Raw genomic sequence first — 24125 nt, 5'->3', positions numbered from 1 at the left:
GGGTGCGAGCGCGGCCGACGTCAGGCGGCAGCGGATCGGGCTGCGCCGACCGTGCGGCCGAGGAAGTCGCGGATGTGACCCACGGCGGTGTCCAGGGCGCTCTCGAGCAGGAAGTGGCCGCCGTCGAGGAGGTGGATCTCGGCGTCGGGCAGGTCGCGGGCGAAGGCCGTGGCCCCGGCCGGACCGAAGATCTCGTCGCCGTTGCCCCAGATCGCCAGCAGCGGCACCCGGCTGCTGCGGAAGTAGTCGTGCACCGCGGGGTAGAGCGGCGGGTTGGTCGCGTAGTCGCGGAAGAGCGCGAGCTGGATCTCCGGGACGCCCGGCCGGTTGACCTCGGCGTGGTCGGTCACCCAGGTGTCGGGGTCGACCAGATCGGGCTCGGACACCCCGGTGAGGTACTGCCACCGGATGGCGTCGAGCGTGAGGGCGCCGCGCACGGGGCCCTCCGTGTCGGGACCCGGCGCCCGGGCGTAGGCCCACAGCGGGGACCAGAAGGAGTCGACGAAGCCCTCGTCGTAGGCGTTGCCGTTCTGACTGATGATCGCCTGTACCGCGGCGGGGCGTCGCAGCGCCAGGCGCCAGCCGATGGGTGCGCCGTAGTCCTGCACGTACATCGCGAACCGCTCGACCCCGAGCTCGTCGAGCAGGGCCTCGGTGACGTCGGTCAGCGCGTCGAAGGTGTAGTCGAACTCGGTGGCCGCCGGGGCGGCGGACCGCCCGAACCCGACGTGGTCGGGGGCGATGACGTGGTACCGGTCCGCGAGCGCGGGGATCAGGTGCCGGAACATCCGCGAGCTCGTCGGGTAGCCGTGCAGCAGCAGGAGGACCGGCGCGTCGGCGGGGCCGGCCTCCCGGTAGAAGACCCGCTGACCGTTCACGGTCGCTGTCCGGTGGTGGATCTCGGTCATCTCTAACTCCTTGAAGGCAGATTGACGGTTAGGTGCCGGCGACAGCACACCTCAGACGGACCTAACTTGTCAATAGTCCTGAAAGGGTTAGAATGGGCGCATGGCGGATCCGGTCGCTCACGAGGACGAGTCGCTGCTCCTCGACCTGCTGAACAGCACACCCGTCGTCGACAGCGGGCAGCGGGATCTGCTGGCCGACGACCGTGGGTCGCGGGCATGGGTGCGGGCCCGGGGCGGCGTCGGGTCGGCGGCCGAGGTCGCGCACCTGCGCCAGGTGCGGGACCGGCTGCAGGCCGTCGTCGGAGGCGTGGAGGCGCCCGAAGTGCTGGCCCCGATGCTCGACGGTGTGCGCCTGCGTCCCGAGATCGTGCAGGGCGGGCTGTCGTGGCGGCTCGACGTGGCGGACGACGAACGCTCGTCCGCCCGCGCGTTGCTGGCGTGGGGGCGGGTGCAGGAGTCGATGCCCGGCCGGCTGCGGGCCTGCGCCAACGAGGAGTGCCGGCTGTTCCTGCTGGACCGCAGCAAGCCGAACAGGGCGCGGTGGTGCTCGATGAAGGTCTGCGGCAACCGGCTCAAGGCGCGGCGCCACTACGAGCGCTCCCGTCACGCGTCGCGGTGAACGCCAAGAGGGACTCGGCGGTCCGCGGCGGATCCTCGAGGTTGGGTGAGTGTCCGACACCGGGCAGCATCTCGATCGTCGCCCCGGGAACGGCGCGGTAGTCGGCGGCTGATGACGCGCGCCACCTGCGGTCTTCCTCGCCGAAGAGCACCAGTAGCGGCTTGCGCAGGGGTGCAAGCCGTTCCGGAAGCCCCTGCGCGTCGAGGTACGCCCGGACCGCCTGCGAAGTCGCGGCGAACACGTGGAAGTCGACGTCGCGGAACTGGTCCACGAACGCCTGGGGGATCTCGTAGCCCGCGTGGAACCCGTCGCTGATGGCCTGGCGCACCTGGTCGTCGGTCAGGTCCGCCCACGACGCCGCCCGGACGGCGACGTCTTGCGCGATGTAGGCGGCCATGTCGGGTCCGGTGTTGAGGAGCGCGACCGCGGTGACGAGGTCGGGCCGTTGCTCGGTGAGGGCGGTGGCAACCACCCCACCACTGGAATGGCCGACGACGACGGCGTGCCGGACCCCGAGCCGGTCCAGTGCCTCACCGACCCGGCGAGCCTGGTCCGGGACCGCGTAGCTCGCACCGTCCGGTCTGGCCGACCGGCCGCAGCCCGGCAGGTCGATGCGGATGACCCGGTGGGACCCGGTCAGCAGCGGGACCATCGGCTCCCACGAGCGGGCCGACACGGCGGTTCCGTGGATGAGCAGGAGCGCGGGGGCGTCGCGGGGGCCGTCCTGGAGCACGTGGATCTCGCCGTCGTCCAGGCGCAGGGTGGAGTCATCGGGAACGGTCATGGGGGAACTGTCGCCGCCGGTGCGTGCAGTCGGCTTGGACGAATGTTCCCGGCTCACCGCCGGTCCGCGTCGTAGCATGGAACCGGCCCTCGGCTGTGACCGGCATCACTTCGGGAAGACGTTCAAAGGTTTGATTACCTCGTCCCGGTCTTCTACCGTCCGATCGTGGAAAGGAAGCCCATGGCCAAGCCGTTCGCGTCGTCCGCCGACAGCGCCGCCAAGGAGCAGACCCTCGAGGTGCTCGCCGAGGGCGTGTACGCCCTGACCGCCGAGGGGGATCCGAACATCGGGGCGATCGAGGGCGAGGACTTCCTCGTCTGCTTCGAGGCCCTCGCCACCCCGGTGGCCGCGCAGAAGTGGCTCGCGACGCTGCGCGAGCACACCGACAAGCCCGTTCGCTACCTCGTGCTGAGCCACTACCACGCCGTGCGCGTCCTGGGTGCCAGCGCGTTCGACGCCGAGATCATCGTTTCCCACGAGATCACCCGGGACCTGGTGGCCGAGCGGGGCAAGCAGGACTGGGAGTCCGAGTTCGCGCGGATGCCGCGCCTGGCCGAGGCCGCGGACTCCGTGCCCGGGCTCACCTGGCCCACGCTGACCTTCGCCGACAGGCTCACGATCGACCTCGGCGGCGACCGGGGCGACCTCGTGCTGCAGTACCACGGTCGCGGCCACACCGAGGGCGACCTCACCGCGTGGCTGCCGCGACAGCGGATCCTGTTCGCCGGGGACCTGGTGGAGGCCCAAGCCGCCCTGTACACCGGCGACGCCTTCCACCGCGACTGGGCGGGCGCGACCCTCGACCGCGTCAAGTCCCTCGGCGCCGAGCAGCTGGTCGGCGGGCGCGGCGCCGTCAGCCGTGGCCGCGCGGAGGTGGACGCCGCGATCGAGCAGACCCGGGGCTTCCTCCATGTCATGATCGATCAGGTCGGGGCGGTCCACGGCCGCGGAGGCACGCTCAAGGAGGCCTTCGAGGCCACCCACGCCGCGCTGGTCGACGACTACGGGCAGTGGCCGATCTTCGAGCACTGCCTGCCCTTCGACGTCTCACGGCTGTGGGACGAGCTGTCGGGCATCGAGCGCCCGGTGATCTGGACGGCCGAGCGCGACCAGGAGGTCTGGGCCCAGCTGCAGGGCTGAGTCCTCGGCGCGACGACGGGAGTCCTGATGTCCTCCACCTGGCCTCACGACCCGGTCGCCGTCCTCGGGGCAGGCCCGGTCGGCCAGTCCACCGCCCTGCTCCTCGCGCGCTGGGGCGTGCCGTCCGTGGTGCTCGACCAGCGCCCGCGGCGGGACCGGATCGGCTCCAAGGCGATCTGCCAGCAGCGCGACGTCCTCGACATCTGGGAGGCGGTCGGCGCGGGCCGCCGGATCGCCGACGAGGGGGTCACCTGGACCACCGCCCGCACCTTCCACCGCGACGCGGAGCTGTTCGCGATCGAGCTGGCCGAGCCCGGTAGCCCGGCGTTCCCGCCGTTCGTGAACATCTCCCAGTCGCGCACCGAGCAGATCCTCGACGAGCGCATCGCGCAGGAGGCCCTCGTCGACGTGCGCTGGGGCCACGACGTGGTCGACGTCGCCCAGGACGACGCCGAGGTGGTGCTGCGCTGCCGGACCCCATCGGGGCCCGTCGAGGTCCGCGCGCCCTACCTCGTCGTGTGCGCCGGAGCCCGCAGCGACGAGCTGCGCGCCCTGCTCGGGGTGAGCTTCGACGGGGGCAGTTTCGACGACCGCTTCCTGATCTGCGACATCCGCGCCGACCTCCCCGGCTGGGCCACCGAGCGCCGCTTCTACTTCGATCCCGAGTGGAACCCGGGCCGCCAGGTCCTCATCCACCCCTGCCCCGACTCGACCTTCCGCATCGACTGGCAGGTCCCGGTCGGCTACGACCTCGACGCCGAGGTGGCTTCCGGTGCCCTGGACGCCAGGATCCGGAAGATCATCGGTGAGCGGGAGTACGAGATCGTGTGGAAGTCGGTGTACCGGTTCCAGTGCCGCGTGGTCGACCGCATGCGCTGCGGCCGCATCCTGATCGCCGGAGACGCCGCGCACCTGGTCTCGCCGTTCGGTGCCAGGGGACTCAACTCCGGGGTCGCCGACGCGGAGAACGCGGCGTGGAAGATCGCATACGTCGGGCACGGCTGGGCGCCCGACGAGCTGCTCGAGACCTACCACCACGAGCGGCACGCCGCCGCCGTGGAGAACGTCGCGGTCACGACCGCCACGATGGACTTCCTCGTGCCGCACGACGACGCGCAGGCCCGCCGGCGTGCCGAGGTCCTCGCGGCCGCGGCCACCGACCCGGAAAGCCGTGCGCGGGTGGACTCCGGCCGGCTCGCGGAGCCGTTCTGGTACGTCGACTCCCCGCTGACCACCCCCACCGCGCGCCGGCCCTTCCTCGGCAGGCCCCCGCGCGGGCAGGCTCCCCCCGCCGGGCCGGGGGTGCTGCTGCCCGACGCCCCCGTCGCGGCTCCCGGTGGTGGTCGCAGCCGCGCGCGGGCCCTCGCCCGGGACGGGTTCCTGCTGCTCACGACGGTCGGTGTCGACGCCGGCGCGGTGCGGGACGCCACGGCGGCCCTGCCGGGCCCGGTCCGTGTCCTGGACCTCGCTGCCTCCGGCGACCGGGAGGGCACGCTCGGCGCTGCGCTCGGCGCCCGCCCGGGCGAGGTCTGGGTCGTCCGGCCCGACGCGCACGTCGCCGCCGTCCTGACGGACCCGACGACCGAAGAGATCACCGCGGCGCTGCGGCGCGCCGCCGCCCACCCCGCAACCCGGGAGGAGAGCCACGATGGCGCACTACAGGCGAGCGGGTGAGGTCCCGCCCAAGCGGCACACCCAGTTCCGCACGCCCGAGGGAGGGCTGTACTACGAGGAGCTGATGGGCGAGGAGGGCTTCTCGTCCGACTCGTCGTTGCTCTACCACCGGGCGATCCCGTCCGCGGTGGTCGACGCCACGCCGTGGGAGCTGCCCGACCAGAGCACCACCGAGAACCGGCCGCTCCTGGCGCGGCACCTGCAGCTGCACGCGCTGTTCCCGGGGGAGGAGGGCAAGCGCGCCGACGTCGTCACGGGGCGGCGGCTGGTCCTGGGCAACGGCGACGTGCGCATCTCCTACGTGGTGGCGGGGGAGGCCTCGCCGCTGTACCGCAACGCCGTCGGCGACGAGTGCGTCTACGTGGAGGCCGGTGCGGCCACCGTCGAGACCGTGTTCGGCACGCTCACCGCGCGGCAGGGCGACTACGTGCTGCTGCCGCGCGCGACGACGCACCGCTGGGTCCCGGTCGGCGAGGAGCCGCTGCGCTGCTACGTGATCGAGGCCAACTCGCACATCGCCCCGCCGAAGCGCTACCTGTCGCGGTACGGGCAGCTGCTGGAGCACGCCCCGTACTGCGAGCGCGACCTGCACGGGCCGGACGGGCCGCTGCTGGTCGACGGGAGCGACGTCGAGGTGCTGGTCAAGCACCGCGGCTCGCGGGGGGTCACCGGCACCCGCTATACCTACCCCACGCACCCGTTCGACGTCGTCGGCTGGGACGGCTGCCTCTACCCGTACACGTTCTCGGTCCACGACTTCGAACCGATCACCGGGCGGGTGCACCAGCCGCCGCCCGCGCACCAGGTGTTCGAGGGCGACAACTTCGTGATCTGCAACTTCGTGCCGCGCAAGGTCGACTACCACCCGCTGGCCGTGCCGGTGCCCTACTACCACTCCAACGTCGACTCCGACGAAGTGATGTTCTACTGCGGCGGTGACTACGAGGCCCGCAAGGGATCGGGGATCGGGCAGGGCTCGATCAGCCTGCACCCCGGCGGCTACGCCCACGGTCCGCAGCCCGGGGCGATGGAGCGGGCGCTGGGCGCGGAGTTCTTCGACGAGCTCGCCGTCATGGTCGACACGTTCCGCCCGCTGGAGCTGGGGGAGGGGGCCGTGGCGAGCGAGGACCCGAACTACGCGTGGACCTGGTCCGGGCGGGGCCCCGCGTCGTGAGCACCACGATCCGCATCCCGGACGGCTCCCCGTTCGGGCCGCACAACCTGCCCTACGGCGTCTTCTCCGTGGCCGCGGGCGCTCCGCGGATCGGCGTCCGGCTCGGCGACACGGTGATCGACCTGTCGGTGCTGCTCGACGACGACGGCGCCGACCGGGTGTTCTCCGCCGCGTCGCTCAACCCGTTCATGGCTCAGGGCCCGGCACGGTGGGCCGAGGTCCGCGAACGGATCACCGCGCTCGTGGCCGCGGACCTGCCCGACGAGGCGCTGCACCCGGTCCGCGACGTGACCCTGCACCTGCCCGTCGAGGTCGCGGACTACGTGGACTTCTACGCCTCGCAGCACCACGCGTCCAACCTCGGGCGGCTGTTCCGGCCCGACGCCGAGCCGCTGCTGCCGAACTGGAAGCACCTGCCGGTGGCCTACCACGGCCGGGCCGGCACCGTGGTGGTCTCGGGCACCGGCATCGTCCGCCCGTCCGGCCAGCGCAAGGCGCCCGACGAGGCCGTACCGACCTTCGGGCCGTCGCAGCGGCTCGACATCGAGGCCGAGCTCGGCTTCCTCGTCGGCGTGGGGTCGGAGCTGGGGGAGCGGATCGACGTCGACGCGTTCGCCGAGCACGTGTTCGGGGCGGTTCTGGTCAACGACTGGTCCGCCCGCGACATCCAGGCCTGGGAGTACGTGCCCCTCGGCCCGAACCTGGGCAAGAGCTTCGCCACCTCGATCAGCCCGTGGGTGGTGCCGCTCGCCGCGCTGGAGGCCGCCCGGGTGCCGCTGCCCGAGCAGGATCCGCAGCCACTGGACTACCTGCGCGGCGGCCAGGACCGGGGTCTGGACGTCGAGCTCGTGGTCGAGTGGAACGGTGAGGAGGTCACGCGCCCGCCCTACCGCGAGATGTACTGGTCGCCGGCGCAGATGCTCGCGCACATGACCGTGGGCGGTGCGTCGGCACGGACGGGCGACCTGTTCGCCTCCGGCACCGTCTCCGGCCCCGAGCGGCGCCAGCGCGGCGCGTTCATCGAGCTGACCTGGGGCGGGAAGGAACCGGTGACGGTGAAGGGGGAGGAGCGCACCTTCCTCCGGGACGGCGACGTGGTCACCATCTCCGCCGCCGCACCGGGCCCGGGGGGCACCCGGATCGGCTTCGGCGAGGTCACCGGGACCATCCTGCCCGCAGGGTGACCACCGCGAGCGCGCCGCCGACCCCGGGGACGAGGCTGAGCAGCGTGGGCCGGCTCGTCGGTCCCGCGCACATGGCGGTTCCGATGATCGCCGCGATGTAGGCGCAGCCGTGCAGCGGCCCGAGGAGCGTCGCCACGACCGGGACGTGCACGGTGGCGAGGTTGACCAGGAGTACCAGCAGCGTGCCGAACTCGACCGCGGCGAGCAGGGCCAGAACGCGGGTGTTCACGCCTCACACCCCGGTGGTCGAGCCGGGTCGCACGATCATCAGGACGGTCACCGCGGCCCACAGCAGGTTGAACACGCCGGTCGCCATCGCGAGCCCGCCGATCTTCTGCCGCGCGATCACCGCGACGTCGGCCCCGGCCCCGGCCCCGGAGTGCGCGGTGACGTCGGCGAGCAGGCTCTGCTGGCGGGGGAGCACCACGAAGGCGAGCACCAGGGCGGCCACGAGGGTGAGCCCCATGGACACGATCACCCAGGTCTGGGACAGGACGTCCATGGACGCGGCGGTCATCATCCCGAGCACGGGTACGGCGATCCCGACGGCTGCGTAGACGCGGGAGATGCGGGCGAGGACCACCAGGCGCGTGGCGGCGTGGTCGCCGAGGGCGCGGCGCGCCTCGGCGGGGAACATGCTGGCCGCCACGCAGATCGGCCCGATGGCGATGATGGCGGCCAGGACGTGCAGCGAGAGCAGGACCGCGTTCATCGGCAGACCTCCGTGCTTTCAGCTCGACTGAAACTCAGGTTACAGCCTAGCTGTAACTCGCGGCGCGTGAGGTCGCGGCTTCGGTTGCCCGGTCGTCAGGAGCGGGGCTCGGGGCGGTGGGCGTCGAGGAGCTGCATCAGCAGCGGGCCCACCGCGGTGGCGTCCTGATCGGGCAGCGCGGCGAGGAGCTGCCGGTCGGCGGCGGCCACGGTCTCCAGGCCGGCGGTGCGGAGCCGACGTCCGGTGTCGGTGAGGTGCAGCTCGGCCGTGCGGCCGCGGCCGGGTGGGGTGCGGCGCTCGACCGCGCCGAGCGTCTCGAGCTGCTGCAGGGTGGCTTGCATGCTCTGCGCGGTGACGCCCGCGCGGCGGGCGAGCTCGCTGTAGGACAGCCCGGGTTCCCGCCCCAGGTGCCCGAGCGCGGACAGGTGCCGGAGCGTGAGCCCCGAGGTGGCGAGATCGCGCTCGATCTCCGTGCGCAGCTGCCGGCCCAACATCATGATCAGGATGGCGGGGCTGGGGGTGGGAAGATCATTGCCGGCCGGCATCGCCCGAGTCTTCCACCCGCACCGTGCGACACACGACTCCGGCATCAGGGGTGGGTACGCAGCAGCTCCCGCAGCCGCGCGATGTGCTGCCGCGCCGCCGCCTCGCCGGCATCCGGATCACCCGCGGCCAGCGCCTCGAAGATCCGGCGGTGGTCGGCGACGGCCTGGGCCATCCCGCCGCTGACGCTCGTCGACCGCATCGCCAGCATCACCTGGCCCTGGATCTCCTCGAGCATCCGGGCGAGCACCGGGCTGCCGGCGGCCTGGCGGATCTCGCGGTGGAACGCGGCGTCGACATCGATGTGGCGGGTGAAGTCGTGGGCGGCGACGACCTCGTCGTGCTCGGCGAGCAGGTCGCGCAGCCGGCGCCGCACGGCGGGCGTGAACCCGGCCGTCGCGAGGCGGGTGGCCATGCCCTCCAGTGCTTCGCGCGCGTCGTAGAGGCTGATCAGGTCCTCGCGGCTGAGCTGCCGCACGACGGCGCCCCGGTTGAACGTCTCCTCCGCGAGGCCCTCGCGGACGAGTTGGAGGACGGCGTCGCGCAGCGGGCTGCGGCTCACGCCGAGCTCGCGTGCGATCGCGGGTACCGACAGCCGCGACCCCGCGGGAAGGGCGCCCGTGAGGATGCGGTTGCGCAGGTCGCGGTGCACCCGTTCCCCGACGCGCTCGTTCGGGTCGAGCAGCGGGGTCACGCCGGCGATCCGCCGGTGACGGCGAGGGGCCGGGACGCGTCGACGAAGACGTCCACGAAGTGGCGGTACCGCGACGCCACGGCGGACACCGCCGCGGCGTGCTCGATCTCGCCGGCGAGGAGCCCGCGCACGGCGTCCCACCAGATGCTGCGTCCCACCGCGAAGCCGGCGAAGCCGTTGCGGGCCGCGCGCGACAGCCAGGTGTCGACCTGTTCGGTCGGAGCGCCCGCGCCGAGCAGCAGGCACGTGGCGTCGTGCGTCGCCGCGAGCGCCACGGCGTCCGCGTAGGCCTGCTCCGGGCCGAGGCTCTCGAGCTTCCAGACGTCGACGTCGACGTCGGCGGCGATCTCCTCCATGGCCCGCAGCACCAAGCCGGGCCGCACCTCGTGTGCCCACACGTCCGCGTCGCGCTGCGACTCGGTGGGTGGGGCGGACACGGGCGGGACCAGCAGCTCGAACAGGAACCGCGAGCCCGCCTCGTGCGCCGCGCGTGCGGTGGCCGCGAGCCGGCGCCGCTGCACCGCGTTCGCGTCGGCGTCGCCGTCGGGGTTGTAGCGGACGAGCACCTTGGCCAGGTCCGGGGCGTGGTGGGCCAGGTGGGCCGGGACGTCGGCGGGTGCGTCCTCGTACAGGTCGAGACCGGCCCGTTCGAGCGGCATGCTCAGGGTGATCCCCGCGGCCCGGGCACGCTCGGCCACCCCCGGGCCGAGCTCGTCGTCGACGAGCAGGCCCGCGGCCTCGCGGGGGACGCCGGCGTCCACCGCGGCGAGGAGCCCGTCGAGGACCGCGTGCTTGGCGCGGGCCGCGGTGGCCCGCTGGTCCGGGGTCGCGGTGCCGGTGTGGCCCCACAGGGCCTGGGTCAGCCACGGCCGCTGGTCGACGGCCAGGACGAACAGGTGGCGTGCGGTCATGCGGGGGCTCCAGAGACGATGTAGGGCTTCAGCAGGTCACCGGCCACGAACTTGTCGAAGGCCCGGGCGAGCTCGGGCAGGGTGAGCGGGTGCGCGAGGACGTCGCGCAGGGCCGGGCCGCAGCGGCGCAGCAGGTCCCAGTTGCCGTCCACCTCGGTGAGCGGGAAGTAGAAGGAGCGGACGGTGAAGCAGTCGGTGCGCCGCCAGCGCGGCGTCGCCGCCATCACGTACGGGTCGTTCGACTCCCCGAGCACGAGGACGGTGCCGCCGGGCACGACCACGCGCTGGGCGGCGTCGCGCCCGGGAGCGGAGCCACTGACCTCCACCGTGACGTCGTACCGGTTCTCCGCCTGCAGGTCGACCTGCGTTCCCGCGCCGAGGCGCGCGGCGAGTGCGAGCCGCCCGGGATGCGGGTCGTGGGCGTCGACGGACGCGACGCCCAGCGCGCGGGCAACGGCCACGACGCCGAGGCCGAGCGGGCCGCACCCGACCACGAGCAGGCGCCGGGGGAGCTCGTCCTGCGTGCGCAGGGCGAGCCGGAGGCCGTGCGCCGCCGTCCCCACCGTGTCGAGGCCGAGCACGGCGACGTCCTGGGGCACGTCGTCGGGAACCGGCAGCGCGCACCGCTGCGGGACGTCCACGAAGTCGGCGAAGCCGCCGTCGCGCTGCCAGCCGATGAGCTCGCGCAGGTGCAGGCAGCGGTTGGTCTGGCCCCGCAGGCACTGGTCGCACTCCCCGCAGAAGACGGGGATGTAGACGATGCAGCGGGTGCCGGTGGGCAGCGTGGTGCCGCGGCCCGCCGCGACGACCGTGCCGGCGATCTCGTGCCCGGGCACCACCGCCGAGCCGCTCGCGAGGAGGCGCTTGTCGGAGCCGCACAGCGCGCAGACGTCCACGCGCAGCCGCACCTCGGCCGCGGCGACCTCGGGCAGGTCGTCGTCGGTGAAGTCGATGACCGCATCCCCGCGGAAGCGGGCGGCCCGCCGCGTCGCCGGTGTCATCGCGTCAGCCATCACTTCACCGCCCCGCCGGTCAGGCCCCGCACGAGCCAGCGCTGCGCGAAGACGGTGAGCAGGAGCGCCGGCAGCGAGATGAGCGTGCTGGCAGCCATGAGACCTCCGTAGTCGCTCGCGCCCTGCCCGATGAAGTTGAACGCGATCACGGGCAACGGCAGCGTGTCGGCGTTCGCCAGGGCGAGGGCGAAGAGGAAGTAGTTCCAGGAGAAGATGAAGCTCAGCGTCACCGCGACCGACAGCCCCGGCAGGGCCAGCGGCACGACGACGTGCCGGAAGCGCTGCCACACCGTGGCACCGTCGAGCATCGCCGCCTCTTCGAGGCTGATCGGGATGTCCTCGAAGAACGGCACCAGAAGCCAGATGCACAGCGGCAACGTGATGATCAGGTGTGCCGCGATGAGCAGGGCGAAGTTCAGGCCGTTGTTCGACGGCGCACCGGTCTGCACCGAGAGGACGAACAGGGGCAGCACGAACAGCACGCCGGGCGCCATCCGAGCGAGCAGCATGAGGAAGCCGATGCTCGTGGCCTTGCGGCGCACGATGACGTAGGCCGCGGGCACACCGAGTGCCAGACCGAGCAGCGTGGAACCCCCGGCCACGACGAAGCTGTTGCGGATGTAGTAGTAGAAGACGAACCGGTCGAACAGGTTCGTGAAGTTCTCCAGGGTCAGCGGCGCGGTCAGGTTGAAGATCGAGCCGGTGATGTCGACGTTGCTCCGGAACGCCGACCACAGCATGAACAGGACGGGTCCGAAGAAGACCAGCGCGGCGAGCAGGTACAGGGCGTACACCTGCGTGAGCCGTCGAGCGGCAGGGGTCCTAGTGGTCAACGCTGATCCTCCGGCGCCAGAGGGTGAACACGCCGGCCAGGACGACGACGAGCAGCAGCAGGCTCAGCTGGAGCGCGGCGGCGTAGCTCGCCTCCTGGTCGATGAACGCGGCGCGGTAGCCGTAGACGTTCAGGGTGTTCGTGGAGTCGACGGGGCCGCCCTGGGTCATGATGTAGACGGTGTCGAAGAACCGCACGAGGTCCACCGTGCGCAACATCATCGCCACCGAGATCACCGGCATGAGCAGCGGCAGCCCGACGTGCACCGCCTTGCGCCAGCCCGAGGCGCCGTCGATCGACGCCGCCTCGAACGGCTCGGCCGGCAGGGAACGGATGCCCGCGGCGATGATGAGCGCCATGAACGGCGTCCACTGCCAGACGTCGACGAGCGCGATCGACCAGAGGGCGATGTCGGGGTCACCCAGCCACACGACCGGGTCGAGCCCGACCGCGGTGAGGATCTGGTTCGCCGCCCCCAGGGTGGGGTCGTAGATGAGCATCCAGACCAGGGCCACCGCGACCGACGCCGTGATCGCCGGGATGAGCATGATCCCCTGGAAGACCTTCCGCCCGGGCACGTCGATGCTCAGCAGGTAGCCGAGCGCGATGCCGAGCACCGTCTCCACGAGCAGGCAGACCGCGAAGAGCACGAGGGTGACCCGCACGGAGTTCCAGAACTCCGGCGCCGCCACCATGCGGGCGAAGTTGTCGAGCCCGACGAAGCCGGCGTTGGTGCCGTCGCGGCCGCGGTCCGACAGCGACAGCCAGACCGTGTAGAGGACGGGGAGGACGACGAGGGCCAGCGTGACGACCATCGCCGGCACCAGCAGCGGCCAGACGCCCCGCGCCACCGGGGTCGCCCCGCCGCCCCGGCCCCGCCGGGACGGTGGAGGTGCGAGGGCCGGCGGAGTGGGCTCGCGCGTGCGCGTGGTCACGGTGGTCATCCATCCGCCAGTTGGGACGTGAGGCCGGACTGGATCTCCGCGGCCGCCTGCTCCGGGCTCGCCTCACCGAGGATGGCCTTGCCGACGGCGTCGCCGATGACCTTGCGCATCGCCGGCGCGTTCGCGCCGACCGGTCCCACCTCGACGTTGCCGTTCTCCTGCAGATCGGCCACGGCGGCGCGCCACTGCTGGTGCGTCGGGGTGTCGAGCGCTTCGGCGTAGGAGGGCTCGTCGGCGACGGACTGCCGCGGAGGGGCGATGTCGGCCTTCGCGAGCTCCAGCTGCGTCGCCGGGCTCGTGGCCCACTGCATGAACTGCCACGCGGCGTCCTTGTTCTCCGAGAACGGGGACATCGCGATGCCCCAGGACAGCACCGTGGTGGCGGGCACGGCGGCGACCCCGACGTTCTCGGCGACCGTCGAGCTGCCCGGGTCGATGAGGCTGTTGAGCTCGTTGCTGGACTCCAGCTCCATCGCGGCCTTGCCTTGCGCGAAGAGCGTGGAGGACTCGGTGAACGAGTAGTTGATGACACCGGGCGGCCCGAACTCGCGGGCCAGGGTGGCGTACTGGTCGATGGCGAGGACGGCGCGCGGGTCGTCGAAGGTGGGCGCTCCCTGCGCGTCGGTCCACTCCAGACCGGTGCCGTGCAGGAACGGGCCGAAGGTGAACGGGAGCGCCGAGGAGGCGCCGCGCAGCGTGATGGGCGTGACGTCCGCGGTGCGGCCCTTGATGGCCTCGGCCGTGGCGCGCAGCTCGTCCACCGTCGTGGGCGGGGTGAGGCCCCACTGCTCGAACAGGTCCGTGCGGTAGTACAGGACCGGGCCCTCGACGTTGATGGGCAGCGCGTACGTCGTGCCGTCCACCTGCATACCGGTGAGGGCGCCCCGGCTGAAGCCGTCGGCCTCGTACTCCGCGGGCGCCTGCGCGAGCCGGTCGTCGAGCGGCTCGTAGTAGCCCGACGACGCGAATACCGGGCCCTCGCGCGACGGGAGGGTCATGTAGACGTCCATCGCGGCGCTGCGGGACTGCAGGTTGAGCTGGATCTTGTCGCGCGTCTGCTGCTCGGCGAACGTCTGCACGTTCACCGTGATGCCCGACTCCTCCTCGAACCGGTCGATGAGGGGTTCGATCCCGCGTTGCCACGGGTGGTTCGACATCACGAGGTTGATCGCGTTGCCCGCACCCGAGGCGGCGTCGGTGGGGTTGCCGCACGCCGGTAGGGCGAGGACGGCGGCGCCGAGGACGCAGCCGAGGAGCCGGGTCCGTGTCTTCATCCGGGTCCGTGTCTTCACGAGGCCTCCAGGGCGATCGCGGCAGTGGAATCTGCCTGGGGGGTGACGAGGGGGGCGAGCCAGGCGTGGAAGTCGCCGAGGTCGGCCGGGTCGCGGCGGCGCCAGCGCTCGGGAACGGTGCGGACCCGCGCCGCCACTTCGGCGAGCGGCACGAGCGGGTGGTGCGCGCGGTAGCCGGGCCCGGGCCGGCGCTGCACGCCGACCATGACCGCCGTCGGTGCGGCCGGGTCGAGCAGTGTGGCGGCCGCCAGCCCGCCGACTTCCACCGCCTCGCGGGCGTCCGCGGCGCTGACGAGGTGCGACGCGCAACGCTGGGCCACGCCGAGCACCTCGCCGCGCGCGGGCAGGCCGAGCCGGGTGGTGACGAGCTCGGCGAGGCGGCGCGCGACCCCGCCGACCAGCAGCGTCGTGTGGTTGGCCGCGTGGATCGGCGCCGCGGTGAGGTCGGTGGCGACACCCTCGCTGACCACGACGAGGGCACGCCCGTGCCGCTCGACCAGCCCGGCGACGTCGGTGAGGAACTCCTCGACGTCGAACCCGAGTTCGGGCAGGTGCACGCGGTGCACCACGTGCTCGTCGTCGCCCGTGACGGGCAGTGTCGCGGCGAGCGCGAGCCAGCCGGTGGCCCGGCCCATCGTCTCCACGATCCGGACCGGCTCGATCGAGGTCATCGCGCGGTGGTCGCGGGCGATGTCCTGGACGACGGTCGACACGAAACGCGCGGCGGAGGCGTAGCCGGGGGCGTGGTCGACGCCGTCGAGGTCGTTGTCGATGGTCTTGGGGATCCCCGCGGTCCGCAGCGCCACGCCGCGCTCGGTGGCGCGTCGCGCGACGGCGTCGAGCAGTGCCATGGTGCCGTTGCCGCCGACGAGGCAGAGCCCGTCGACGTCGCGCGCCGCGAGGCCGGCCACGATCGCGTCGACGTCCTCGGGCGTCGTGGCCCGGCGCCCGCCACCGAGCCACGAGCCGCCCCGCTCGACCTCGCCGGCCGGCAGCCCGCCGGGTGGCAGCGGGTCGAGGGCCGCGCGTACCAGGGCGTCCGGGCCGCCGCGCGCCAGGAGCACCTCGTGCTCGCGGCTCGCGTCGAGGAAGCCCGCGACACTGCGGTTGACCACCGCGGTCGGTGCACCGGTCTGGCCGATGACGAGGCGCATCACGACACCGCGTCGCCGGCGACCGCCGTGGTGCGCCACGCCTGGAAGGCCTCCAGCCCCTGCGGGCCGCCCTCGTACCCGGAGCCGGAGAGCCCGAGCCCGCCGAACGGGGCCCCGGGGTAGTTGGGTGTGCCGGTGTTGATGCCGACGATGCCGGCGCGCAGTCGCCCGGAGACCGCCCGCGCGACGTCGACGTCCGTGCCGCATACGTAGCCCGCCAGCCCGTAGCCGGTTGCCCGGTGCTGCGCGATCGCGTCGTCGAGGTCGGTGTAGGTGCTCACGGCCGCGACGGGGCCGAACACCTCGTCGCGGAACACCGCCGCGGCGGCGGGGACGTCGACGAGGACGGTCGGGGCGAACCAGTGCCCCGGCTCCGGCACGGGAGCGCGGGTTCCGGCGACGCGCGCCCCGGCGGCGACCGCGTCGTCCACGAGCTCGGCCAGGCGCGCGGGGTCACCCGCGGGGGCGAGCGGGCCGATGTCGCTTGCGGCATCGAGCGGATCGCCGACGACGAGTCGCTCGGTGGCGGCGACGAAGGCGTCGACGAACCCGCCCGCCACCTCGCGTGCGACGAACACTTGGTTGGCGGCGATGCAGGACTGCCCGTTGTTGCGGTACTTCGCGACGAGCAGTGTCTGCACCGCCTGCTCGACGTCGGCGTCGGGGAGCACGAGGAACGGCGCGCAGCCGCCGAGTTCGAGCACGGTGCGCAGGAACCGGGGTGCGGCCGCGGCGGCGACGAGCCCGCCCACCCGGGTGGAGCCGGTGAAGGAGACCACCTGCACCTCCGGGTGGGCGAGCCACGGGTCGACGACGTCGGCCGGCTCGCCGAGCACGGTGTTCACGGTGCCCGCGGGCAGGTGCCGGTCGAGCAGGGCCGCGAGGACCATCGACGACAGCGGCGCCACCTCGGACGGCTTGAACAGCACCGGGCAACCGGCGGCGAGCGCGGGGGCGATCTTTCGTGCCGGGATGGACACCGGGAAGTTCCAGGGGGTGAGCACGGCGGCCACCCCGAGCGGCCGCGCCTCGACGTGGTGCGCGGTGCCGGTGACGGCGTGCAGCACGCGTTCCTGCTGCTGCTCGAGCAGGTCGGCCATCACCCGGAAGTAGACGGCCGACAGGCCGAGCTCGCCGCGGGCCTCCGCGAGCCGCTTGCCGGTCTCCCGGGTGATGAGCGCGGGCCACTCGGCGCCGGCCGCTGCCGCGTCGAGCTCGTCGGCGACGGCGCGCAGCGAGGCGGCGCGCTCGGCGGGCGGTGCGGCCGACCACGCCGGCAACGCCCGGGCGGCGGCACCGGCGGCGTCCTCGGCGTCCTGCCGCCCGCCGACGGCGATCTCGGTCCACGGCTTGCCGTCGACCGGCGCGACGAGCGGCCGTCGGGACGACGTCGTGCGGCGGCGACCGTCGACGACGACACCCGTCGGCTCGGCCAGCACCGCACCGACGGTCGCGTCGCTGCTGCTCACGGTCGTCACAGGGTCTCCTCCAGGTCGGCGATGGCGTCGAGGTCGAGATCGACGCCGAGTCCGGGGCGGTCCGGCACGCGGACGGTCCCGTGGTCGGTCAGCAGGTGGTCGACGGCCTCGCGCAGCCGGTTGGCGCGCACGTCCCACTCGACGGCCGTGGTCGCCGGCACGGCCGCGGCGACCTGCAGCGTCGCGGCGGTGGCGACCGCGCCGTTGTACAGGTGCGGGTTGACGGTCGTGCCCGTCGCCGCCGCGAGCGCGACGACCCGCAGGTACTCGGTCGGGCCGCCGACCTTGGACAGGTCGGGCTGGACGATGTCCACCGAGCCCTGCTCGACGTAGGGCGCGAAGGCGGCGGCGCCGTAGAGGTTCTCGCCGGTGGCCAGGGGCAGCCCACCGCGACGCCGCAGCTGCGCGAGCGCGCCCGGGTCGTCACCGGCCAGCGGCTCCTCCAGCCACTCCACGCCCGCGTCCCGCAACGCGGGCACGAGGTCGAGGGCCTCGTCGAGCGACCAGGCCTGGTTGGCGTCGCCGAAGAGCCGGACCCCGCCCCCGAGCACGCGGCGGGCGGTGCGGAGGTTGGCCAGGTCCCGGTCGCGCCCGAAGCCGAGCTTGACCTTCACGGCCGTGTGCCCGGCGCCCGCGCAGCGCTCCGCCGTCGCCGCGACGTCGTCCGGGCCCAGGCTGGAGGCGTAGACGGGCAGCTCGCGCCGGACGTCCGCCCCGGTGAGCAGGGCGGCGAGCGGCCGGCCCGCGTGCCGGGCGGCGAGGTCCCACAGCGCGGTGTCCACGCCGCTGACGGCCTGGTGCACCGGACCCGGCGCCCCCCACTGCCGGCCCAGCGGCCGCAGTGCCGCCATGAGCAGGTCGTGCGCTTCCGCGGGGCTGGTCAGGGTGCGGCCGAGGAGCAGCGGGGCGACACCCTCGGCGAGGGTCGCCGCGCGCTCGCGCCAGGCCCAGGCCGGGTAGTTCACCCACGTCTCGCCGATGCCGCGCGCGCCGTCCTCGAGTTCGACCTCGACCACGGCCATGGCCCGATGCCCCATGGGGGCGAAGGACATCGCCACCCCGTCGACGACCGCGCTGCGGAAGACCCGCAGCCGGACCGCGGCGACGGGGGACGCCGGCAGCAGGCGCTCCGGAGTTTGTGCGGAAGCGAACATTGCATGCAGTGTTCGGATGCACGGGGCCCCTGTCAAGACCCGGGCGACGGGTCAGCGCGCGACGACGATGCGCGTGCCGGCCGCGTGCAGGCGCCGGGTGAGCCCCTCGCTCATCGGCGCGTCCGTGACCACGGTGTCGATCCGGTCCAGGGTGCAGACGCGCACCGTGCCCGGCCCGCCCTCCTTGGAGGCGTCGCAGACGAGGACGACGTCCTCGGCGACGTCGAGGAGCGCCTGCTTGACGCTGAGCTCCAGCTCGGAGCGGACGTACACACCACGGACGTCGATGCTGGCCACGCCGAGCACGAGCAGGCGCAGGCGCAGGTTCCGCACGAAGTGCGCGGCGCTGGGCCCGATCATCGCCTGGTTGTCGTGCGACAGTTCCCCGCCGATGGCGATGACGCGAGCGGCCTTGCGCGCGAGCATCACGGCCAGCGCCGGCGCCGAATGCGTGACGACGCAGCCGGAGAAGGTCTCGGGCAGCGCGTGCGCCACCTCGAGGGCGGTGGTCCCGGCGTCGATGCCCACGGTGTCGTCGGCCGCGACCATCGCCGCGGCCGCCGCGCCGATGCGCCGCTTGGCCTCGGCGTTGACGAGCGCCCGCACCCCGAAGACCGGGCGGCCGTGCGATCCCGCCGGGAGGCTGGCGCCGCCGTGCACGAGGCTCGCGTCGCCCGTCTCGACCAGGCGGCGCAGGTCACGGCGCACGGTCATCTCCGACACCCCGAGCGCCTGGCTCACCTCCGAGACCGAGACGTGCCCGCTCGCGCGCAGCCGCTCGAGGATCGCGTCGCGGCGGCGGGGTGCGGCGTCGTAGCGCAGCGCGGCACCACCGTCGGCGGATCCGCTCGTGGGTGCTGCGGCCCGGTCCGTCGCGTCGCTCACAGGGCGATGGTAGTGAGGGTGCCGGTCGCGCCACAGATGGTAGCTATCGCACATTCACTCGTGATCGTCGGCGACGATGAGGACGTGCAGCGTGCGCGGGCCGTGCACACCCTCCACGCGGTCCAGCTCGATGTCGCTGGTCGCGCTCGGCCCGCTGATCCAGGTGCTCGGCCGGCGGGGGTCGAGCGCGGCGACCGCGTCCGGTACCGCGGGCACGATCTGGTCGGTCCGCACCACGCAGACGTGCAGGTCCGGGACGAGCGTCGCGGCGCGGCGGCCCTGACCCTCCCGGTGGTCGAGCACGATCGTCCCGGTCTCGGCGATCCCGATCGCGGCGGTGGACAGCACCCCGTCGCAGCGGTCCAGCTCGGACACCGCCACGTCCGGGCCGTCGTGCAGCACCTCGACCCCGTCCGGGACCAGCGCCCGCGGGAATCCCGGTGGGACGAGGATGCGCAGGGCGCCGCTCCCCGACAGGGGGGTGCGCCCCTCGAGAGCGGCGGCGACGAGGCCGGGGGCGGTGGAGGTGGTGGCCCGCTCGACGACGGCGCGGTAGTCCGCGACCTGCTCGGCGAACAGGTCCACGACCTGCTCGTGGGTGCGTCTGCGGTCCGGTTCGGGCCGGACCACGGGGACGTCGAGGGCGGGATCGGACTCGGGTACGTCGGCCAGGGCACGGCGGGCCCGGCCGAGGATCGCCTCGCGCGCGCTCACCGCCGCTCCTCCCGCTCGGTACGACCGCCGTCGGTCCGCGCCCACCACTGCCGGAACGATTCGGGCGCCGGGACGGGCACGTCCCGGGAGTCCGACCAGGCTCCCGCCGGCCCCGGGATCGCGCCCAGCACCGGGCGCCCCCCGGGAGCGGTGCGCCCCACCTTCGCGGCGAGCCGCCCGCCGAACCCGGCCGCGCGCTCCGCCGCGGCGGTGCGCGACGAGGACGAGAACGCCCACGACGCCGCCTTCATCGCCAGGTCCTGCACCGACGGCAGGCTCCGCTCCCGCTTGTGCGCGTCCACGACCTGCGCGCGCAGGTGCACCAGCACCTCCGGGATGTCGATCCGCACCGGGCACACCTCGAAGCACGCCCCGCACAGGCTGGAGGCGAAGGGCAGCGAGTCGGTCTGCGCGTCGTGGCCCACCCCGCGCAGCTGCGGGGTGAGGATCGCGCCGATCGGGCCCGGGTAGACCGAGCCGTACGCGTGCCCGCCCGTGCGCTCGTAGACGGGGCAGACGTTCAGGCAGGCCGAACAGCGGATGCAGCGCAGCGTCTGCCGCCCGGTCGGGTCGGCCAGGACGTCGGTGCGGCCGTTGTCCAGCAGCACCACGTGCACTTCCTGCGGCCCGTCCCCGGGCGTGACCCCCGTCCAGGTGGACGTGTAGGGGTTCATCCGCTCGCCGGTGGACGACCGCGGCAGCAGCTGCAACATCACGTCCAGGTCCTGGTGGCTGGGCAGCACCTTCTCGATGCCGACCACCGACACCAGCACCTCCGGCAGGGTCAGGCACATCCGGCCGTTGCCCTCGGACTCGACGACCGTCAGCGCCCCGGTCTCGGCCACGGCGAAGTTCGCCCCGGAGACGGCCACCTTCGCCCGCAGGAACTTCTCCCGGAGATGCGCCCGTGCGGCCGCCGCCAGCTGCGCGGGCTCGTCGGTGAGGTCCTCGGGTGCCGCACGACCGGCCCGGCCCATCTCGCGCAGGAAGATCTCGCGGATCTCCGCGCGGTTGCGGTGGATCGCCGGCACCAGGATGTGGCTGGGCAGGTCGTCGCCGAGCTGGACGATCAGCTCGGCCAGGTCGGTCTCCCAGGCGTGGATCCCCGCGGCCTCCAGGGCGCCGTTGAGATCGATCTCCTGGGTGGCCATCGACTTGACCTTGACGACCTCGTCCGTGCCGTGCTTGCGGACGATGTCGACGACGATCGCGTTCGCCTCGGCGGCGTCGCGGGCCCAGTGGACGGTCGCGCCCGCCTCCGTCAGCGAGCGCTCCAGCTGCTCCAGGTAGTGCGGCAGGTGCCGCAGCGCCCGGTTCTTGATCGCCTCGCCCGCCAGCCGCAGCTGTTCCCACTCGTCGACCTCGCCGACGACCTTCGCCCGCTTGGTGCGGATCGTGGTGGTGGCGTGGGCGAGGTTGCGCCGCAGCTGGGTGTCCGACAGCGCGGCGCGGGCCGCCTCCGGGAAGGCCGGCGTGCCGAGGAAGGTCCCGCTCATCGCAGCTGCTCCCGCTTCTGCGGGACCGCGGTTCCGGCGCTCCGCGCGTCTCCCGCCCGGTCGCCGGAGGAGATCACCGGCTCGGTCTGGGCCAGTACCTCGGCCAGGTGCATCACGCGCACGCCGGAGCGCTGCCGCGACAGCAGGCCGCCGACGTGCATCAGGCACGAGTTGTCCCCGGCGACGAGCACCTCGGCACCGGTCTCCTGCACGTGCCGGGCCTTGTCGTTGCCCATGGCGATCGAGGTCTCGGCGTTCTTCACCGCGAACGTGCCCCCGAACCCGCAGCATTCGGCCGCGCCGGGCAGCTCGGCCAGCGTCAGGCCGCGCACCGCGCGCAGGAGCCGGGTCGGCCGGTCGCCGACGCCGAGCATCCGCAGCGAGTGGCAGGTCGGGTGGTAGGTGACCCGGTGCGGGAAGTACGCGCCCACATCCTCGGCCCCGAGCACGTCGACCAGGTATTCCGAGAGCTCGTACACCGGTGGCGCCTGCGCCACCCCGCGGATCAGACCGGGGTCGCCGGAGCGCTGCGCGACCATGCCGTGCTGGTGGCGCACCGAGCCCGCGCAGGACCCGGACGGCGCGATGATCGCGTCGCATCCGGAGAACGCGTCCACGTGGTTGCGCACCAGCGGGACCGCCTCGTCCAGGTAACCGGTGTTGGTCATCGGCTGGCCGCAGCAGGTCTGCGCGGCCGGGAACTCGACCTCCACCCCGAGCCGGCGCAGCAGCGTGACGACGGCCTTGCCGGTGTCCGGGAACAGCGCGTCGTTGATGCAGGTGACCATCAGGCCGACCCGGGTCATGTGGCCTCCGAGGTGAGCTGTGGTGGATGGAGGGCTTGGTCAGACCAAGCTAGCGCTATGGTGCGACCAAGACGCCGATGGGTCCGGCATGCCGGCGGTCCAGCTGGTGCGTCGCGTGAAGTTGTGCCTGCGTGTGTGAGGGGAGGGGCGTGCCGCCCGACTTCCGTGGTCGACGTGCCCACGAAATGGTGCTCACACACATCGAGCACCGGCTCATGGCCGGCGAGCTGCGCCCCGGCGATCGCCTGCCCGGCGAACGGGAGCTGGCCCACCAGTTGGGCGCCGGTAGGCAGGCGGTGCGGGAGGCGCTCCGGGTTCTGCAGGCGCAGGGCGTGATCCGCTCGCAGGTCGGCACGGGAGAGGCGTCGGGCACCGTCGTCGTCCCGGCTCCCGCTCGAGCCCTGGGCCGGGTGCTCGCACTGCACCTCGCCGTCGACTCGTTCCCGGTGGATGACGTCACCGAGGCCCGGGTGATGCTGGAGCGCTTCTCGGCAGGGCTCGCGGCCCGCCGCCGGACGGCGAGGGACCTGCTCGTCATGGCGGCCGAACTCGACGCGATGGATGCTGATCTGGGCCCTGAGGTGTTCAGCGACGCCGATATCGCCTTCCACGTCCTGATCGCAGCGGCGGCCGGGAACCGCCTGGTCAACGAGCTGACGGTGGCGATCCGCGAGTCGGTGCGAGGAGTTCTGGTGGGGGCGATGCGTGAGCGAGCCGACTGGCCCGCGCTGCGTGGACGCCTGCGCGGCGAGCACCGGGAGATCTACGCCGCGCTCGCGGACGGCGACGCCGAGCTGGCCGCCGGCCGTATCGAGGCCCATATTCGTGCGTTCCACGGTGTCCTCCCGGCACGAGGTGCGGTGGTTGACCGGAGCGCCCGAGAGGCCGACCCGCAGTCGTGATCCTCGGCCGCCCATCAGGGGTTCCGGCGGGGTTTCTGTTCGGGGTCGATCCATTTCGGTGGGATGAATTCGGGTAACCCGTCACGGATCCGGACCACCCATCCGGAATCGTGGATCAGGCGGTGGTGCACCTTGCACAAGCTCACCAGGTTGTTCAGTTCGGTGGGTCCGCCGTACTCCCACTCCCAGATATGGTGGATTTCGGACCAAGAAGGTGTCCGGTCGCAGCCCGGGTGCGCGCATCCGCGGTCGCGGGCGGTGACCGCCCGGCGTAGTCCGTCGGGGATCACCCGGGTGGAGCGCCCGACGTCGAGGGGTTGTCCGGCGCCGTTCATGACGATGGGTACGACGGCGGCGTCGCAGGCCAGCATCCGTAGCGAGGTGGGGCTCATGCGGCCGCCGAAGTCGAGCATCGCGGAGCGGGCGCGGGTTTCGAGGTCTTCGAGCCGGATCAGCACGTTGAGGTGTGGGCGTCGCCCGCCGGTGTCGGGGAGGGTGGCGTGGGCGAGGACGAACCCGCAGGCGTCGGCGAGGGCTTCGGCCTGACGCTGCCCGGTCGATCGTTGATCATCGCGGCCGAGGGGCTTGGCTTTGGCGTCGATGACGGTGGCGATCGCGTCGAACATCGCCGCGTCGTCGAACTGCCCGCTGATCGTGCCGCCTGACCCGTCGCGACGCTTACGGACCTGCAGCCGGTTGACCGGCTCGGGCGGGTTGTCATCAGGTTCGGGGCCGTCGCCGTCGAGGGCTTCCAGGAGTTGGGTGCCGATCTTGCGTAGTTGCCCTGGCGAGTATTCGGCGGCCATACCGGCCAGCTGCTCTTCCAGCCCCGCCCGTTGCCAGTCGGTGATCCGCCCGGCTTCGGGGGTGCCCAGCAGGGCGGCGATGACTTCGACGTGGCGCAGGCCTGCGTGTCCGGCGGCGAACGCCTTCCCGGTGGCGGGGAGGCGGGCGGGCAGCACGGTGCCGTCGAGCCCGATCTGCTCGCACGCCTGCTCGGCGGCGACGACGCGGCGGCGCGCTTCGTAGGAGTCGCATCCCAGCAGGTCGGTCAACGCGCCTTCGGGTTTGCGATAGCCGCGTTCGGCGAACGTGCCGCGCCGTTGCAGCGC

25 protein-coding genes are annotated in these 24125 nt (G+C 73.1%); 6 read left to right on the top strand and 19 right to left on the bottom strand.

Translation table 11 applies throughout. The annotated features are described in order from the left end of the window. Positions 1–20: 20 nt before the first annotated feature. The gene (locus CFP66_RS40800) at positions 21–908 is read right to left on the bottom strand and encodes an alpha/beta fold hydrolase (RefSeq protein WP_094930731.1); all 888 of its coding nucleotides are present in this window, start codon (positions 906–908) and stop codon (positions 21–23) included. Between the two features lie 100 nt (positions 909–1008). Between CFP66_RS40800 and CFP66_RS40795 the strand changes: the two genes are divergently transcribed. After that, on the top strand, positions 1009–1527 hold the full coding sequence (locus CFP66_RS40795; protein ID WP_094930730.1) for a CGNR zinc finger domain-containing protein: 519 nt from the start codon (positions 1009–1011) through the stop codon (positions 1525–1527). Here the strand turns inward: CFP66_RS40795 and CFP66_RS40790 are convergent. Then, a complete protein-coding gene (locus CFP66_RS40790; protein WP_094930729.1) occupies positions 1481–2311 on the bottom strand; it encodes an alpha/beta fold hydrolase in 831 nt (276 codons plus the stop codon). The genes CFP66_RS40795 and CFP66_RS40790 overlap by 47 nt on opposite strands. Before the next feature lie 180 nt (positions 2312–2491). Between CFP66_RS40790 and CFP66_RS40785 the strand changes: the two genes are divergently transcribed. From CFP66_RS40785 to fahA, 4 genes are read left to right on the top strand one after another with little or no spacing between them, the layout of a single operon-like run. Next, entirely contained in the window at positions 2492–3451 is a 960-nt protein-coding gene (locus CFP66_RS40785) for an MBL fold metallo-hydrolase (protein WP_094930728.1), read from the top strand. A gap of 27 nt (positions 3452–3478) precedes the next feature. Continuing rightward, positions 3479–5125 (top strand): FAD-dependent monooxygenase, encoded by a 1647-nt coding sequence (locus CFP66_RS40780; RefSeq protein WP_094930727.1) that lies wholly within the window; start codon positions 3479–3481, stop codon positions 5123–5125. Beyond that, positions 5100–6299 (top strand): homogentisate 1,2-dioxygenase, encoded by a 1200-nt coding sequence (locus CFP66_RS40775; protein WP_094930726.1) that lies wholly within the window; start codon positions 5100–5102, stop codon positions 6297–6299. Before CFP66_RS40780 ends, CFP66_RS40775 begins: the two co-directional genes overlap by 26 nt. Beyond that, the gene (fahA, locus tag CFP66_RS40770; protein ID WP_233160125.1) at positions 6266–7483 is read left to right on the top strand and encodes a fumarylacetoacetase; all 1218 of its coding nucleotides are present in this window, start codon (positions 6266–6268) and stop codon (positions 7481–7483) included. The genes CFP66_RS40775 and fahA overlap by 34 nt, the downstream gene beginning before the upstream one ends. Here the strand turns inward: fahA and CFP66_RS40765 are convergent. The 16 genes from CFP66_RS40765 to CFP66_RS40690 all read right to left on the bottom strand — a co-directional run bounded on the left by CFP66_RS40765 (position 7455) and on the right by CFP66_RS40690 (position 22111). Beyond that, positions 7455–7712 carry a DUF3817 domain-containing protein gene (locus tag CFP66_RS40765; RefSeq protein ID WP_094930725.1) on the bottom strand — a complete coding sequence of 86 codons (258 nt, stop codon included), beginning with the start codon at positions 7710–7712 and terminating at the stop codon, positions 7455–7457. The genes fahA and CFP66_RS40765 overlap by 29 nt on opposite strands. 3 nt (positions 7713–7715) lie before the next feature. Next, on the bottom strand, positions 7716–8195 hold the full coding sequence (locus CFP66_RS40760) for a DUF2269 family protein (RefSeq protein WP_094930724.1): 480 nt from the start codon (positions 8193–8195) through the stop codon (positions 7716–7718). Between the two features lie 95 nt (positions 8196–8290). Beyond that, a complete protein-coding gene (locus CFP66_RS40755) occupies positions 8291–8740 on the bottom strand; it encodes a MarR family winged helix-turn-helix transcriptional regulator (RefSeq protein ID WP_094930723.1) in 450 nt (149 codons plus the stop codon). Positions 8741–8784: 44 nt separating this feature from the next. Then, on the bottom strand, positions 8785–9432 hold the full coding sequence (locus CFP66_RS40750; protein ID WP_158228417.1) for a GntR family transcriptional regulator: 648 nt from the start codon (positions 9430–9432) through the stop codon (positions 8785–8787). Next, complete coding sequence (locus CFP66_RS40745) at positions 9429–10343, bottom strand: 2-deoxy-5-keto-D-gluconate 6-phosphate aldolase domain-containing protein (protein WP_094930721.1); 915 nt, start codon at positions 10341–10343, stop codon at positions 9429–9431. Before CFP66_RS40745 ends, CFP66_RS40750 begins: the two co-directional genes overlap by 4 nt. After that, entirely contained in the window at positions 10340–11356 is a 1017-nt protein-coding gene (locus tag CFP66_RS40740; protein WP_094930720.1) for an alcohol dehydrogenase catalytic domain-containing protein, read from the bottom strand. Before CFP66_RS40740 ends, CFP66_RS40745 begins: the two co-directional genes overlap by 4 nt. After that, complete coding sequence (locus CFP66_RS40735) at positions 11356–12189, bottom strand: carbohydrate ABC transporter permease (RefSeq protein WP_143517553.1); 834 nt, start codon at positions 12187–12189, stop codon at positions 11356–11358. Before CFP66_RS40735 ends, CFP66_RS40740 begins: the two co-directional genes overlap by 1 nt. Next, positions 12179–13123: a carbohydrate ABC transporter permease gene (locus CFP66_RS40730; protein ID WP_158228416.1), complete on the bottom strand. Its 945-nt coding sequence runs from the start codon at positions 13121–13123 to the stop codon at positions 12179–12181. Before CFP66_RS40730 ends, CFP66_RS40735 begins: the two co-directional genes overlap by 11 nt. A gap of 5 nt (positions 13124–13128) precedes the next feature. After that, complete coding sequence (locus tag CFP66_RS40725) at positions 13129–14406, bottom strand: ABC transporter substrate-binding protein (protein WP_094930717.1); 1278 nt, start codon at positions 14404–14406, stop codon at positions 13129–13131. 14 nt (positions 14407–14420) lie between these two features. After that, positions 14421–15578 carry a 6-phosphofructokinase gene (locus CFP66_RS40720; protein ID WP_143517552.1) on the bottom strand — a complete coding sequence of 386 codons (1158 nt, stop codon included), beginning with the start codon at positions 15576–15578 and terminating at the stop codon, positions 14421–14423. After that, positions 15578–17056 (bottom strand): aldehyde dehydrogenase family protein, encoded by a 1479-nt coding sequence (locus CFP66_RS40715; protein WP_094930715.1) that lies wholly within the window; start codon positions 17054–17056, stop codon positions 15578–15580. Before CFP66_RS40715 ends, CFP66_RS40720 begins: the two co-directional genes overlap by 1 nt. Then, positions 17053–18210, bottom strand: a complete 1158-nt coding sequence (locus CFP66_RS40710; RefSeq protein WP_094930714.1) for a mandelate racemase/muconate lactonizing enzyme family protein — start codon at positions 18208–18210, stop codon at positions 17053–17055. The genes CFP66_RS40715 and CFP66_RS40710 overlap by 4 nt, the downstream gene beginning before the upstream one ends. Before the next feature lie 51 nt (positions 18211–18261). Continuing rightward, positions 18262–19095 (bottom strand): DeoR/GlpR family DNA-binding transcription regulator, encoded by an 834-nt coding sequence (locus CFP66_RS40705; RefSeq protein WP_158228415.1) that lies wholly within the window; start codon positions 19093–19095, stop codon positions 18262–18264. Positions 19096–19149: 54 nt separating this feature from the next. Beyond that, a complete protein-coding gene (locus tag CFP66_RS40700) occupies positions 19150–19809 on the bottom strand; it encodes an LUD domain-containing protein (protein ID WP_094930712.1) in 660 nt (219 codons plus the stop codon). Then, the gene (locus CFP66_RS40695; RefSeq protein ID WP_094930711.1) at positions 19806–21305 is read right to left on the bottom strand and encodes a lactate utilization protein B; all 1500 of its coding nucleotides are present in this window, start codon (positions 21303–21305) and stop codon (positions 19806–19808) included. The genes CFP66_RS40700 and CFP66_RS40695 overlap by 4 nt, the downstream gene beginning before the upstream one ends. Continuing rightward, positions 21302–22111, bottom strand: coding sequence for a (Fe-S)-binding protein (locus tag CFP66_RS40690; RefSeq protein WP_094930710.1), 810 nt, complete (start codon positions 22109–22111; stop codon positions 21302–21304). Before CFP66_RS40690 ends, CFP66_RS40695 begins: the two co-directional genes overlap by 4 nt. 185 nt (positions 22112–22296) lie before the next feature. On the opposite strand from CFP66_RS40690, the gene CFP66_RS40685 reads away from it, so the two are divergent. Next, entirely contained in the window at positions 22297–23013 is a 717-nt protein-coding gene (locus tag CFP66_RS40685) for a FadR/GntR family transcriptional regulator (protein WP_094930709.1), read from the top strand. Between the two features lie 14 nt (positions 23014–23027). On the opposite strand, the gene CFP66_RS40680 is transcribed toward CFP66_RS40685, so the two are convergent. Continuing rightward, on the bottom strand, positions 23028–24125 hold a 1098-nt coding region (locus CFP66_RS40680; protein WP_094930708.1), incomplete at its 5' end, for an HNH endonuclease signature motif containing protein.

The sequence above is a fragment of the Pseudonocardia sp. MH-G8 genome, from assembly GCF_002262885.1.
In the GTDB taxonomy this organism is placed as follows: Bacteria; Actinomycetota; Actinomycetes; order Mycobacteriales; family Pseudonocardiaceae; genus Pseudonocardia.
Note: the sequence above shows the minus strand (reverse complement) of the source record. Positions and strands in the feature narration are given on the sequence as shown.